This window comes from Pseudomonas kilonensis, from assembly GCF_001269885.1.
GTDB classification, from domain to species: domain Bacteria; phylum Pseudomonadota; class Gammaproteobacteria; order Pseudomonadales; family Pseudomonadaceae; genus Aquipseudomonas; species Aquipseudomonas kilonensis.
Genome location: NZ_LHVH01000022.1, coordinates 200,862 through 215,164 on the forward strand (window position 1 = coordinate 200,862; position 14,303 = coordinate 215,164).

Consider the following 14,303-nt stretch of genomic DNA (forward strand, 5'->3'; position numbering starts at 1 on the left):
TGGATGCGCTTTCTTTGCTTTATATTCGTGGCTTGTTAGATTTTTCGGGCGTTTTTACTCAGGATTGGCGAAATGCAGAAAAAATCATCCAAACGCATCAGCCTCGACGAGACGGACCTGGCGATACTCACATTGCTGCAAGAGGATGCGAGCATTTCCAACGCCGAGCTCAGTGAACGCCTGTCGTTAAGCCTCACACCTTGCTGGCGCCGGCGTAAGAGAATGGAGGAAGCGGGCGTGATCAAGGGCTATCAGGCCAACCTTGATCGACGCATGCTGGGGCTGGATATCATGGCGTTCGTGCACATCCGTTTTTCCACCCACGCCGATCACGCTCCCGACGCCTTCGAGGCGGTGATTGCGCAACTACCTGAAGTGCTGTCCTGTCACAAGATCACCGGGGATGCCGATTACGTGTTGCAAGTGTTGGCGGAGGATCTTGATAGCTACAGTGATTTTATCGAGCGGGTGCTCAGGCGCCAGGTGGGCATTGCATCCATTCAGTCGAGCCTGGCGTTGCGCGAGGTCAAGACCAGTAGCCGTATTGCGATACCCAAATCGAGCAAGGAGTGAGTGGGGTGACGATTTTCTTCTGCACAACTTTTACACTTAACGGCTCCCCACCCTCGAAGGAACGTTCCCGGTGAATGTCAACGACGCCAGTTTCGAAGAACTGCTCAACGCTTTACATGACGGCGTCTACATCACTGATGGCGACGGCAAGACGCTGAAAGTCAATCAAGCCTATGAGCGCCTGAGCGGACTCAGTGGTGGCGATCTCATCGGTCGACCTATGCAGGAGCTGGTGAAGGAGGGCGTTATCTCGCAATCGGCCACGCTGCGGGTATTGCAGGGAGGTCGGCCTGTGTCGGTGATGCAGAGCCTGAGCCAGGGCAAGAAATTGCTCGTCAGCGCCACGCCGATTCTCGACGCTGAAAACCGGATTTCATATGTTGTCAGTACCGTACGCGACATGACAGAACTGCTGCGCATGAAACACGAGCGCGATGAGTTGCAACAGCTTAAGCAACTGCGCAGCAGCACCGCCAAACTTCATGCTGGCCAACGAGACAAACTCCTGAGTTCTCCGCTTATGGCCGATCAGGAGGTTTCCGGCCGTGTCTTCTCGCTGGCCCGGCAGGTAGCCAGCAGTTCGGTGAAGGTTTTGCTCCAGGGCGAAACCGGCGTCGGGAAGACCCTCGTAGCGCAATTCATCCACAACGCCAGCCCGCGTGCCAGTGAGCCATTTCTCGCCCTCAACTGCGGTGCGCTGCCCGAGAATCTGATCGAAGCCGAGTTGTTTGGCTATGCACCCGGTGCGTTCACAGGTGCAGGTCCCAAAGGCAAGCGTGGCCTGCTGGAGCTGGCGCATCACGGAACATTGTTTCTCGATGAAATTGGTGATTTGCCGCTGCCGGTGCAGGTCAAGTTACTCAAGGTCATCGAAGAAAATCGCTTCATTCCGGTCGGGGGCCTGGAGCTGAAGGAGGTCGATGTACGCATCATCAGCGCCACCCACCACGACCTCAAAAAGCTGGTGGCAGAAGGTCGTTTTCGGGCTGATCTGTATTACCGGCTCAACGTGGTGCCGATCAACATTCCGGCACTGCGCGAGCGCCGGGAGGAGATTGCTCCGCTGCTGCATTACTACCTGGACAGATTCAATGTCCGTTATGAACGCCAGGTGCAATGGGGGCTCGAAGCCCTTGATCTGATGTGCGACTACGACTGGCCTGGCAACATCCGTGAGCTGATCAACATAGTCGAGCGCCTGGTGGTGACCAATCAGACAGGGACTATTGAGGCGCTTGATATGCCTGAGGAGATCCTTAACCTCAATCCACTGAATACCAATGACACCGGCTTGCCGCTGCGCAAGGTATTGGAAAACGCCGAGCGCAATGCGATTCGTGCCGCGCTGCGTGCGCACAAGACCACGCGCCTTGCAGCCAAGGCCTTGGGCGTGAGTCAGGCGACCGTGGTGCAGAAAATGAAACGCTGGGAACATTCTGATTAGGATTCTAATCAGCCCCGATTAAATCGATCAGAAAACTAATCGGGACTGACCGGTAAAAAAACCTCCTTCTTTCGTGTGAATCGCGTAAAGGCCCACGCCACGGGGCTTTGCGGGTATTGGCACGTCTTTCGCTAACTCGTATGGCACGTCTTCCAATAAAACAACATCAACTGGACGAGCCCGATGAACATCTCTGCTTTCAAAATCGCGAACAAATTGATCACTGGACAAGGCGCTATCGAGCAGCTTTCAGCTGAACTGACTCGCCTGGATGTCCAAAACCCGCTGATTGTCACCGACGTCATTCTGTTGAAGTCCGGCACTGTTGATCTGGCGCTGGCGCAACTGGGCGGTCGCCGTTACGGCATCTTCGATCAAGTCAAACCTGAGCCGGAAATTGCCATCGTCGAGGACTGCACCCGCGCTTATCGCGAGGGCAGCCACGACGGCTTGATTGCTGTGGGCGGTGGTAGTGCTATCGATATCGCCAAGGGCGTCGCGGCGTATGCCGGTCATGGAGGTCCGCTGACCGAACTGTTTGGTGTCGACCTGGTGAAACGTAAAGGCCCTGCGTTGATTGCTATCCCAACGACCGCTGGCACGGGTTCGGAGGTTACCAACGTAGCGATTTTTTCTGACAAGCAAGCGCAGTTGAAGAAAGGCATTGTCAGTGACTACCTACTACCCGACGTGGCGCTGGTTTGTCCGACCATGACACTGACCTGCCCACGCAGTGTGACGGCAGCCAGTGGTGTCGACGCGCTGGTGCATGCGGTCGAGTCCTATCTTTCGCTCAACGCTTCGCTAATCACGGATGCCATCGCGTTGGGCGCTATCAAACTGATTGCCAAGGCGCTGCCGAAGGCTTATGCCAATCCATCCAACCTGCAAGCTCGGGAGGACATGGCCACTGGCAGCCTGATGGCCGGCATGGCATTTGGCAACGCAGGGGTAGGCGCAGTGCATGCGCTCGCATACCCCTTGGGCGGGCGTTTCAATATTGCCCACGGTGTCAGCAACGCCTTGCTGCTGCCGTACGTGATGGCATGGAACAAGACCGCCTGTGTCGAGCGTCTCCGTGATATCGCCGAAGCCATGGGTGTGCGTGTCGCGCACCTGAGCGACAAGGATGCCGCGGATCAGGCTGTCAAAGCCATGGCAGATCTATGCGCCACTGTGGATATTCCATCCGGTATGCGCAGTTTCAACGTGCCTGAAGATGCCATCCCGGCAATGGCCGAGGAGGCCAGCCAGATCGACCGCTTGATGCGCAACAACCCGCGCAAGCTGACAGCCGCTGATGTCGAGAAAATCTATCGCGCCGCCTATTGATCCCGATAAGCCACGACTCCCGTCCTGCGGGTGCGTGCGCCCGCCATTACAAGACCAATAAAACAGGTGAACTCAATGTCCGACACTACTGTGCAGCGGAGCGAAAGCCCGTACATCCCGCTGGGTCCTTTCAAAGTTCGGTTGCCGTTTATTCACTACAAGATAGAAATCCCGGACTACCTCCAAGGCTTGCTGATGTGTGCCGTGGATCTGGCCGCCATTCCGCTGATGACCGAATTGCTCGGCATGCCATTTGAGGTCGCGCTTGCCGTCGTGATGCTCAACGGCTTGCTTTACCTCGCGCACCATTTGCTCGGTGACCCGACCGTGCCTGGCTGGATCACCCCGGCGGTGCCGCTGTTGATGGCTTACTGCGCTCAGTTCCCAATGGGCCCGGAGCGTGTCCATGCCCTGATTGCTTTCCAATTGATGCTGGGGATCTTTTCAATTGCCCTGGGGGCGACTGGAATGGCGAAGAAGGTGGTGGAATATGTGCCCTCGGCGATCAAATCCGGGATTATCGTCGGTGCCGGCTTGAGTGCGGTGATCGCGGTGTTCCAGGTTGGCGGCAAATTCAATGTGCTGCCCTGGACCATTTCCATTGCGGTCGGCATTGCCTTCTATTTGATCTTCTCCCAGCACTTCAACGAGCTCAAGCAGCGCAACCGCTTCTGGTGGAACTTCGCCAAGCTCGGCATTTTGCCGATCATTCTTTTGGCAGTGGTGATTGCACCGTTGTTTGGTGAAGCGTCGTGGCCAACTATTCAGTGGGGCATCAGCAAACCGGATTTTTCCGGTCTGTGGAGCAACTACACCGTGTTCGGTCTGGGCATGCCGCCGCTCTCCATGTTCATCTCCGCTCTGCCGACCATGTTGGCGGCGTACATCATTGTTTTCGGCGATGTGCTCAGTGCGAAATCGCTCCTCGATGAAGCTGAAACCGTGCGCACGGATGAAGTCGTCGACTACAACGCCGATCGTGCTCACCTGATCTTCGGCGCGCGAAACGCATTCATGAGCATCTTTGGCCCGGATGTCGCCATGTGCGGCCCAAAATGGGCGGCGATGCTGGTGGTGGTGATCGAACGTTTCAAAGGTGGGCCGAAGGCGATGAAATCGATCATCGGCGGTGTCGGGTCGTTCCGTTGGGGGACCAACACCGGTCTGCTGTTGTTGCCCGTAGTGACTCTGGTGCAGCCGATTCTCGGTGTTGCTCTGTCGCTGACCTTGCTGATCCAGGGTTATGTGAGTGTGCGTCTGGGCATCCTTGAAGCGCGTAGCCAGCGCGACCTGGGTATCGCCGGCGTGATCGGCGCGGTACTGGCAATCAAAGGTGCTAGCTGGGCATTCGGAATTGGCGTTGTGTTGTGCTTGCTGATCTACGGCAAAAACTTCTTCAAGGGCGAGGTGGATGGGACATTTGCCAAGGACTTGAAGATAACGCCTACCAAACCAGCCAAAGCTGCTGGGGCGGCCACGGCTATTAATAAGCAGGGAGTAGAAGAGGTTATGGCTGATTGATCGGTCTAATCGCTCAATAGCGTGATTGCCCGTCTAAAGACGCTTGGTCATTGAGCGCGCCATTTTATTCGATATTTTGTATGTCCTGACTGATACGGATACAAGGCACATTTGTTGTGCGCCTTAATCACCACTGCAACTAAGAAAAGGAAAAATCATGAATACTGCAGTTCCTACAATGGAAGATTTATTGAAAAATACTCCTTCTAACTGGGGCAGATGGGGAGCGGAAGACGAAGTAGGCTCTCTGAATTACCTGACGGCGCAAGAAGTCATGCGTGGGGTTGCACACATTAAGACGGGAAGCGTATTTACCTTACAACGAATGATCGGTAATCCTGCAGGCGACCCAGTTTGGCCAGGCCGTACCCCAGCAGAGCGTACGATGGTTCTCGATGAATCAAGTTGGGACAATGATCATGGTCCTTGTTATCCCGGGGGCCTGCACTACGCGGATGACAAGATCGACGCGTTCCTGCAAGGGTCCACGCAATATGATGCGCTTGGCCACCTCTGGTACGGCGGAAAAATATGGAACGGGTACGATGCGCGAACAACTGTGGGCGGCCTCGACAAGGCCAGTGTTGCACCTATCGGCGAACGAGGAGTAGTCGGGCGTGGAGTGTTACTGGATATGGCTCGGCATCGTGGTAAGCGCATGCTGGATAAAGGTGAGACATTCACTCATATAGATCTTGAGGCATGCGCAGAGGCTCAGGGCCATACCATCGAGCCGCACGACATTCTAATTATCAGGACTAATTTTCTTCAAGCGTTCTATGAACAGGGCGAGGCGTTTTATGACGGTTTCTGCGAACCAGGCCTTACGTATTCGGAGGAGCTTGTTGAATGGTTCCATAATAAGGAAATTCCAAATCTTGTTACCGACACCATCGCCAATGAAGTAACGACAGACCCAGTATCAGGAGTGGCGCTGCCTTTGCACTGTGCTTTGATGCGTAATCTCGGTATCGCCTTTACAGAGATTTGCGATTTGGAGAAGCTGGCTGAAAGTTGCGCCAAAGATAGGCAGTATACTTTTCTTTATGTGGCCGCACCGCTTAAAGTGCATCGCGCTACCGGATCGCCGGTTAACCCAGTAGTAATCAAATAGTCATTTATGCAGGGGCAGGTTGACTCCTGCCTCAGCATAAATTAAGCACACTGCTTTAAGCCGTTTGCATCAAAGGATGCTCAGCGTAGGCGGGGAGGAGGGTAACTCCGACGAGGCACAACAATGGTTGTTGAGAGTGGCTGTTGCCTTTGCGCCAAGCATTAGCCACTGGCGAAATAAACGGCTCGTGGGGGCATGAAACCAAGCTGATTTCCCCGCAGTTCGGCCGCCCTTACGTCAAGGGCAACCAGCTTGGTTTCCTCTTGAAGTTCGGGGTCAGCCTACCACCTCTATCCGGCGAGCATTGTCGCCTAAGGAAACTCTGAAAAAGACTTCCATCTCTGGTGAAATACCCATCTCTACCGTTCGATTCGTGTCAGTTGGGTATACGGCGCAGGCTTCGCGCCCATTGGGGTTTGCTCAGAAACTGCTAGGATTGCGCCAGGATCAATTGATTTTCACAAGGAGTGTTTGTTGTGCATCTTCCAGATATGAATCTGCTGGTGGCCCTGGATGCGCTGCTGGACGAGGGCAGTGTGGTCGGTGCTGCCCGGCGCATGAGCTTGAGTCCCGCGGCCATGAGCCGGACCTTGACCCGGATACGTAGCGCAGTCGGTGACCCGATTCTGGTGCGCGCCGGGCGTGGCCTGGTGCCGACACCCAAGGCGCTGGCATTACGGGTTCAGGTGCGCAGCTTGGTCGAGCAAGCGGCGCAGGTGTTCCTTTCGGGTGACGAGGTCGATCTCACGACGCTGGAACGCTGCTACAACTTGCGGGCGAATGACGTATTTGTCGCGGCCTTTGGTGCGCAGTTGCTGGAAATCATGCGCAAAAAGGCCCCACGTACCGTGTTGCGCTTCGTGCCGGAAGGCGAGGGTGAGGATGACGCGTTGCGCGAAGGGCGGATCGATCTTTATATCAGTGCGACGCGCAATCTTGGGCCGGAAATCAAAGTCCAGAGCCTGTTCACCACGACCTTTGTCGGCCTGGCCCGGGTGGATCACCCAATCTTTCAGGAAGAAATCACGCCCAAACGTTTCGCCTCCTATGCGCAGGTCAGCGTGTCGCGACGCGGGCGTGCAACCGGGCCGATCGATACTGCTTTGGCCGGGATGGGCTTGCAGCGGCGTGTCGCGTTGATCACCCCTAGCTTTCACTCGGCGATGTTCGCCTTGCCCGATTCCGACCTGTTGCTGCCGCTGCCGGAGCATGTGTTGTGGAGCGTCTCGCGGCTGGGGTTGCCGTTGCGTTCGTTCCGTATTCCTATGGCGCTGGAGACGGTGGTGGTCATGCAGGCCTGGCATCCACGCTTTGATAACGACTCGGCCCATCGCTGGCTGCGCCAGACGCTGAAAGAGAGCTGCGCCCAGTACTCCTCGCCACGGGTTTGAAGCAGCTAAGCAGCTGCCGAAGGGCAATTTGGAGCTGGATAATTTCTGTGCATTGATACGTGCGTTGGGTGCAGCTTAAAGCTTCCCATATGTCAGTTTTCGGAACTATTGCGTCTTCATAAACTATCCAGGTAAATCCTTTACTTGGAGTCATGACGCAATGTGCCTTGTGTTGTTTTCTATCTTTCGGGGCGCTGGCCGACGGGTGACCCCGTGAGTTCGCTTGCAGCCTCTACTGTTATGGCCCCGGCGCCGGAGGTGGCGAAACCCGCACCGGCCGCTGCGCCAGTGTTTGGCCTGCGTATTGTGATCGGGCTGGTCGGGGTGCTGATCGCCGTACTGGTGGCCGGTCTCAACGAGATGGTCGCCAAAGTGGCCATGCCTGACATTCGTGGCGCGCTGTATATCGGCGCGGATGAAGGTACCTGGTTGATCGCTACTTACGCTGCCACCTCAGTCTCGGCCATGGCGTTTGCGCCCTGGTGTTCAGTCACCTTCTCCCTGCGTCGCTTCACGCTCAGCGCGATCGGTGCGTTTACTGTGCTTGGAATTCTCTGCCCGTTCGCTCCGAACCTCGAAAGCCTGATGGTGTTACGAACTTTGCAGGGGCTGGCAGGGGGCAGTCTGCCGCCGATGCTGATGACCGTCGCGCTACGTTTCCTCCCGCCCGGCGTCAAGCTTTACGGGCTGGCAAGTTACGCGTTGACTGCCACCTTCGGCCCGAGCCTGGGGACTCCGTTAGCCGCGTTGTGGACCGAATACGTCGGTTGGCAATGGGCGTTCTGGCAGATTGTCCCACCCTGCTTGTTGGCGATGGTCGCGGTTACATATGGCTTGCCGCAGGACCCTATGCGCTTTGAGCGTTTCAAACAGTTTGACTGGCGTGGTCTGTTGCTCGGTTTCCCGGCGATTTGTGCGCTGGTGATTGGTCTGTCCCAGGGCAATCGTCTGGACTGGTTCGAGTCCACGCTGATTTGCTGGCTGCTTGGTGGCGGTATGGTGCTGTTGGTGTTGTTCTTCATTAATGAATGGTCGCACCCGCTACCGTTCTTCAAATTGCAGATGCTGACCAACCTGAACCTGTCGCACGCGTTGCTAACCCTCGGCGGGGTACTGATCGTATTGCTGGCGGTGATCATCATCCCTTCCAGCTACTTGGCTCAGGTGCAGGGTTATCGCCCGGTACAAACTGCGCCCGTATTGCTGATGGTGGCCTTGCCGCAGTTGCTGGCGTTACCGCTGGTGGCGGCCTTGTGCAACATCCGTCGGGTCGACTGCCGATGGGTTCTGGCTATCGGTCTTGGATTGCTGGCGCTGGCCTGTGCTGGCGGCACGCAAATCACTTCCGAGTGGATTCGTGACAACTTCTACATCTTGCAGCTGTTCCAGGTGTTTGGTCAGCCGATGGCGGTGATCCCGTTGCTGATGCTCGCTACCGGTGGCCTGGCGCCGCAAGACGGCCCGTTCGCTTCCGCTTGGTTCAACACCGTCAAAGGTTTTTCGGCAGTCCTTGCTACCGGCGTGCTGGATGTGCTGACCACGGCGCGGCTGCATTTCCACTCAACCATGCTGGTCGATCGCCTGGGCAACTCGCCTCTGGCAGACAGCGACGCTGAAGGGCTTGCCTATCGCATCCACGAACAGGCGGTCGTACTGACATCTTCGGACTTGTACTACTGCATGGCGTTGCTGGCACTGGCCTTGATTCTGTTGATCCCGTTGATGCCTTCCCGGATTTATCCACCTCGTGCGCTGGCATAGAGCTCCATTCAGAGAGAAAGTCGTTATGACTACGAGTAAAAACCAGAAAATTGCTTTGTACACGGTTGCCTTGGTTGCTCTTGGCGGGGTCATCTACCTGGCAGCGCCGCGCCTGTTTGGTTCCGGCTCGCTGCAAACCACTAACGATGCGTTTATCACGGCGGACTACACGTTGGTGGCGCCGAAGGTTTCGGGCTTTATTAGTCAGGTGCTGGTGGAGGACAACCAGCCGGTGAAGGCCGGTCAATTGCTGGCGGTAATCGATGATCGTGACTATCAGGCGGCGCTCCAGGCGGCCGAGGCACAGTCACTGGTTTCGCAGGCGCAGTTTCAAAACGCGCAAGCCACGCTGGAACGCCAGTCATCATTGATCGCTCAGGCGCAGGCCATGGTGGCTGCCGACAAAGCTGAGCAAGCATTCGCGGAGCACGAACTGACGCGCTACAACCATCTCGCAGGCCAGGGCGCCGGCACCGTGCAAAATGCTCAGCAGGCCCGCAGCCGGGTAGATCAAGCCAGCGCCCGCCTGGCCAACTCGACCGCGGCCTTGGCCGCTTCGCGCAAGCAGGTGGATATCCTCAAGGCCCAGCTCGACAGTGCCGACGGAGGCCATAAACATGCGTTGGCATCTTTGGAGCGGGCCCGTTTTGATCTGTCTTACACTCGTCTTGTGGCACCGATAGATGGTGTAGTCGGTGAACGTGCCGCGCGTGTCGGGGCCTATGTCAATCCCGGCGCGAAGATCATGGCGATTGTTCCTCTGGATCGGGCCTATGTGGTTGGCAACTTCCAGGAAACCCAGTTGACGCATGTGCAGCCAGGACAGCCCGTGAAGATCCGCGTCGACACCTTCAGTGGCGAGAGCCTCACCGGTCGGGTCGATAGTATTGCGCCGGCGACCGGGGTGACCTTTGCTTCGGTCAGACCGGACAATGCGACGGGCAACTTCACCAAAGTCGTGCAGCGGATACCGGTGAAGATTGCGCTGGATGCCGATCAACCGTTGGCGAACCGCCTGCGTGTGGGCATGTCGGTGGAAGCCAGTATCGAGACGCAGGACCCGCAGGGCAACGACGCACGTAAAGAGGTCACCCTTCGATGAGTCGGACTTTCCCTGTTCAGCCATTATTGTTGTCGAGCGTGTTGATGCTCTCGGCTTGCAGCGTTGGTCCGGACTTTCAGAAGCCTCAGGGGCCAGGCAACGCAAAGTGGTCCGTGCTGCAAGGCCAGGCTGCCGCCAGTCGCCCAGAGCCTTGGCCGGTGGAAGAACGCTGGTGGGACCTCTTTCACGACACGCAGTTGTCTGCCCTGGTTCGCCGTGTTGTCACCAGCAGCCTCGATATAAAAATCGCCAGTGCTCGTCTGCAGCAGAGTCGAGCGGCGCGGCAGACCATCGCCGCCGATCAATATCCGAGCCTTGATGCCGGTATCGGCTATGAGCGGGCACGCAATAGCAGCAAGGGTCTGAGCGATCCTTCGGACAAGGGCGTCAAGTCTGCCTTCAATCTTTGGGAGGGCGATTTCACCGCTGCCTGGGAGCTAGACTTGTGGGGTCGGGTCCAGCGCGAAGTGGAAGCGGCCGATGCATCGGTCGAGGTGGCTGAGAACGACCGGCGCATGGTCCTGCTGTCGATTCTTGCCGAGACCGCTCGCGATTACATTCAGCTGCGCGGCGTGCAGAGCACTCTAGCGGTCACTCGCGAGAACCTTGATGTTTCCCGGCACAGCCTAAAGCTGTCGCAGATGCGTTTGGCGGATGGCATCGCGACCAATCTGGATGTGGCTGAAGCCGCTGCGCAGGTCGCCGCCGTCGAAGCTCGCTTACCGTCGCTCGAACAGCGTCAGGCACAGTTGATCAATGCTTTGAGCCTGCTGTTGGCCGAGCCACCAAGAGCCTTGCAGGCCGAACTGGAACAACCGGCGCAAGTACCGCAAACCCCACAACACTTCGCAATTGGCTTGCCGTCGGAGCTAGCCGAGCGGCGCCCGGATGTTCGTCAGGCCGAAGCCCGTCTGCATGCCGCGACGGCTGGGATCGGAGTGGCCAAGGGTGATTTCTATCCGCGCATTCGTCTGTCCGGCAACGTTGGTTTCCAGTCGATGCAGCTATCGGATTTCGGATCCTGGGGCTCGCGCCAATTTGCTATCGGCCCACAGTTGAGCTTGCCGATTTTCGAGGGTGGACGTTTGCGTGGGATGGTCAAGTTGCGCGAGGCGCAGCAACAGGAAGCGGCGCTCGATTACCAACAGGTGGTTCTGCGGGCCTGGCATGAAATTGATGATGTGCTGAGCGTGTACAACGCCAGCCAACTGCGACGTGACCGACTGGCCGAAGCGGTGCGGCAGAACCGGATTGCGCTGGAAACTGCGCAAAGCCAGTACGTCGAAGGGGCGGTGGATTTTCTCAACGTGCTGACGGTTCAGAGCGCCTTGTTGGCGAATCAGGAACAACTGGTGGAAAGCTCGACCACGGTCTCGTTGGCCATGGTTGGGCTATATAAATCACTAGGTGGCGGCTGGCAGTCGATTTATCCGCTGGCAACGGCTGATGCCGGTACCACTGATTGAGGCGCCAGGCTTTTCGAATCAATTACGGCGGACCTTGAGTCCGCCTTTTGTGTCGTTACATCATCCATCGGAGAAAGTAAGCATGAACATATCGTTGCATGGAAAGCGCGCGATCGTCAGTGGTTCCACGGCCGGTATTGGTCTGGCTATTGCTTTCGGTCTGGCCGAGGCGGGTGCTGAAGTGGTCATCAACGGGCGCAGCGAGGAGAGGGTGGGCAAGGCTATCGAGCACATCCTGAGGCGACTGCCGGGGGCTCGGCTGATCGGTCTTGCAGCCGATCTGGGAACAGTGGAAGGCGCGCAGGAACTGTTCTCCAAAGTCTTGAATGCCGACATCCTGGTGAACAACCTGGGGATCTTCGAACCCAAGGGTTTCTTTGATATTACCGATGCCGACTGGCAGCGTTTTTTCGACGTCAACGTGATGAGCGCAGTGCGTCTGTCACGTCACTATGCGCCGGCCATGGCTGAACGTGGCTGGGGTCGGGTGTTGTTCCTGTCCAGTGAATCGGCGTTGCAGATTCCGGCTGAAATGGTCCATTACGGCACCACCAAGACCGCGCTGCTGGCAATCTCTCGTGGTCTGGCGGAAACGCTGGCCGGCACCGGTGTGACGGTCAACGCGGTACTGCCGGGGCCAACGCGTTCTGAAGGTGTCGGCGGTTTCTTCGCGCAGATGGCCGAAGAACAAGGCGTGCCGTCTGAGCAGCTGGAGAAGAGCTTCATCGCGCAACATCGCGCAAGCTCGCTGATCAAGCGTTTGGCGACGACCGAAGAAGTGGCGAATCTGGTGGTCTATCTGGCGTCGCTTCAAGCCAGCGCAACCACCGGTGCGGCGATGCGTGTCGATGGTGGCGTGGTTCGCTCCATCGCCTGATGCAGAGGGTGACCGTTGAAGGTCGCTGGAGGCAAGAGGGCATGGGCGGTGACCAGAGGCTGATGGATGCTGGTTTTCAAAAACCATGCTTTGGGATCTGGTTGGAATTGGGTAGAACCTGGCAGGCTCAGAATCGAGCAGTGTGGTTTGTCCCCGAGCTGGTTGCTCATGGCACCTCCTAACAGCCTCAATTGTGAGGCCCGGAGGTCTCAAGGGAAGCGGGGCCTGAATAACGCAGTCGAAAATACAAATACGATCAGGCCGTGGGCGCTTGGGCGTTCTAACTGGCTCTTCGCTGGATCACTGCGCAGTGGTAAACGGGCGGCGACCATGATCCTGAACCAGTCGGCACGCATGAACGGGCATGATCCGTACGCATACCTCAAGGATGTACTGACGCGGTTGCCGACGCAGAAGGCCAGTGAGATCGAACTGTTGCAGCCGCATCAGTGGATGCCGTGCTGACCTGCGTCCGTACGCTTACCAACAAAGGCCGCGCTAGGCTCATGAAAGCGAAGGATTTGCTGAGGGAAGGGGAGCTCAGCATCGAGAACATTGTCGAGGGGCTTGGGTTCAGTAATAGTGCTAGCCTGCGCTGTGCTTTTAGACGTTGGTTGGGGCATTCGCCGAAGACTCAGGAGTTAGTGGCACATACATGGATCGACCAAGACGCATCACACTGGTTCCGTAGGGACATAGGAAGTAAGCATGACGCTGATAATTACAGTTGCATCACCACTGTTTGTTATCCAAGCTGGGGATCGTCTTTTAACGACTCAGGCTGATGGTAAGACTCAACAATTTGATGATAAGTCAAATAAGAATCTGATTTATGAAGCCAGTGATGGCATTTTAACGATTAGCTATTGTGGCGCTGCATTTATGCGGGGTAAGCCAACAGATGAGTGGATCGCAGAGCAGCTCGATACTCGTATAAGAATCCCAACGGACGGGTCTGATCCTTGGGCTATGCAACTGGGCGGCTTAGGTGAGCAAAAGCAGCTTCACTTTGATGGAGTCATAAAACGGATCAAGGAGAAGTTGACTAGAATTTCTCAAGGCGAATTGTTGAGCTCAGGGTTGACGATTGTGATTGCCGGATGGAAGCGCAAACGCGATAAGTGGAAGCGGGTGCTGATTGAAGTTAGCCGGAGTCGTAGTTCTTTGAAACTCTCTAATCCTGTCGGTTTCAAAGAACGCCCTGGAATAAAGGGAAATTGCGGTATCGACATGGTTGGTTCTGGTTGCCGCCCTGAAACCGAAGCTTTTTTTGACACCGAGTGGAAAGCAATCCACGAAAGACAAGGGCTTCCTGATATCAGTGCTTATGAACAATATGTATCGGACGTAAGAGATGCAATGGTGGCCACTATTAAGTTTGCCTCTACTATTGAGAAAACAGTGGGGGCTAACGTACATACGGCAACCATATACGGGCCTGAATACCAGTCTCATATGTGCTGTGAAACTCATTTTTTCAGCGATATGCCCCATCCAGCAGTGATCGAAACCCCAACAAGAATTGTGTCTGTGGCTGATGCTGGTGTTACGGGATGGGTGCTGTTTCCCGATATAGTCAAAGCTCCGGCATATCTGGTTGGTACAGAGCATACTCAGGGGCGCTTTACCATATTGCGTTCTAACGGTTCACCTTCTCAGGCTGGTGTTCACCATTTTCAACAGACCGTTCCGAGGCGTAGGGCGTGAGGGGCCTGTATGACC

The 14,303-nt window shown here is 56.4% G+C and carries 12 protein-coding genes and 1 pseudogene; all 13 read left to right on the forward strand.

The annotated features are described in order from the left end of the window. Positions 1–72: 72 nt before the first annotated feature. On the forward strand, positions 73–573 hold the full coding sequence (locus AD662_RS15215) for an Lrp/AsnC family transcriptional regulator (RefSeq protein ID WP_053188503.1): 501 nt from the start codon (positions 73–75) through the stop codon (positions 571–573). 70 nt (positions 574–643) lie between these two features. After that, positions 644–2,017 carry a sigma-54 interaction domain-containing protein gene (locus tag AD662_RS15220; protein WP_018603978.1) on the forward strand — a complete coding sequence of 458 codons (1,374 nt, stop codon included), beginning with the start codon at positions 644–646 and terminating at the stop codon, positions 2,015–2,017. A 183-nt stretch (positions 2,018–2,200) separates the two neighbouring features. After that, entirely contained in the window at positions 2,201–3,349 is a 1,149-nt protein-coding gene (locus tag AD662_RS15225; protein WP_053188505.1) for an iron-containing alcohol dehydrogenase, read from the forward strand. A 75-nt stretch (positions 3,350–3,424) separates the two neighbouring features. Further along, the gene (locus tag AD662_RS15230) at positions 3,425–4,870 is read left to right on the forward strand and encodes a hypothetical protein (RefSeq protein WP_018603973.1); all 1,446 of its coding nucleotides are present in this window, start codon (positions 3,425–3,427) and stop codon (positions 4,868–4,870) included. A 157-nt stretch (positions 4,871–5,027) separates the two neighbouring features. Further along, positions 5,028–5,984: a cyclase family protein gene (locus AD662_RS15235; protein ID WP_033062519.1), complete on the forward strand. Its 957-nt coding sequence runs from the start codon at positions 5,028–5,030 to the stop codon at positions 5,982–5,984. A 476-nt stretch (positions 5,985–6,460) separates the two neighbouring features. After that, a complete protein-coding gene (locus AD662_RS15240; protein WP_053179846.1) occupies positions 6,461–7,375 on the forward strand; it encodes a LysR family transcriptional regulator in 915 nt (304 codons plus the stop codon). Between the two features lie 240 nt (positions 7,376–7,615). Further along, entirely contained in the window at positions 7,616–9,136 is a 1,521-nt protein-coding gene (locus tag AD662_RS15245) for an MFS transporter (RefSeq protein ID WP_139213178.1), read from the forward strand. Positions 9,137–9,161: 25 nt separating this feature from the next. After that, positions 9,162–10,238, forward strand: a complete 1,077-nt coding sequence (locus AD662_RS15250) for an HlyD family secretion protein (protein ID WP_053179849.1) — start codon at positions 9,162–9,164, stop codon at positions 10,236–10,238. Then, positions 10,235–11,704 (forward strand): efflux transporter outer membrane subunit, encoded by a 1,470-nt coding sequence (locus tag AD662_RS15255; protein ID WP_033062515.1) that lies wholly within the window; start codon positions 10,235–10,237, stop codon positions 11,702–11,704. Before AD662_RS15250 ends, AD662_RS15255 begins: the two co-directional genes overlap by 4 nt. A gap of 82 nt (positions 11,705–11,786) precedes the next feature. Then, the gene (locus AD662_RS15260) at positions 11,787–12,581 is read left to right on the forward strand and encodes an SDR family NAD(P)-dependent oxidoreductase (RefSeq protein ID WP_018603962.1); all 795 of its coding nucleotides are present in this window, start codon (positions 11,787–11,789) and stop codon (positions 12,579–12,581) included. Positions 12,582–12,809: 228 nt separating this feature from the next. Then, a pseudogene (locus AD662_RS15265) lies at positions 12,810–13,046 on the forward strand (transposase domain-containing protein); the annotation flags it as partial. A 41-nt stretch (positions 13,047–13,087) separates the two neighbouring features. After that, entirely contained in the window at positions 13,088–13,366 is a 279-nt protein-coding gene (locus AD662_RS30165) for a helix-turn-helix domain-containing protein (RefSeq protein ID WP_139213128.1), read from the forward strand. Next, on the forward strand, positions 13,290–14,288 hold the full coding sequence (locus tag AD662_RS28590) for a hypothetical protein (protein ID WP_074849694.1): 999 nt from the start codon (positions 13,290–13,292) through the stop codon (positions 14,286–14,288). Before AD662_RS30165 ends, AD662_RS28590 begins: the two co-directional genes overlap by 77 nt. The last annotated feature ends 15 nt before the right edge of the window (positions 14,289–14,303 follow it).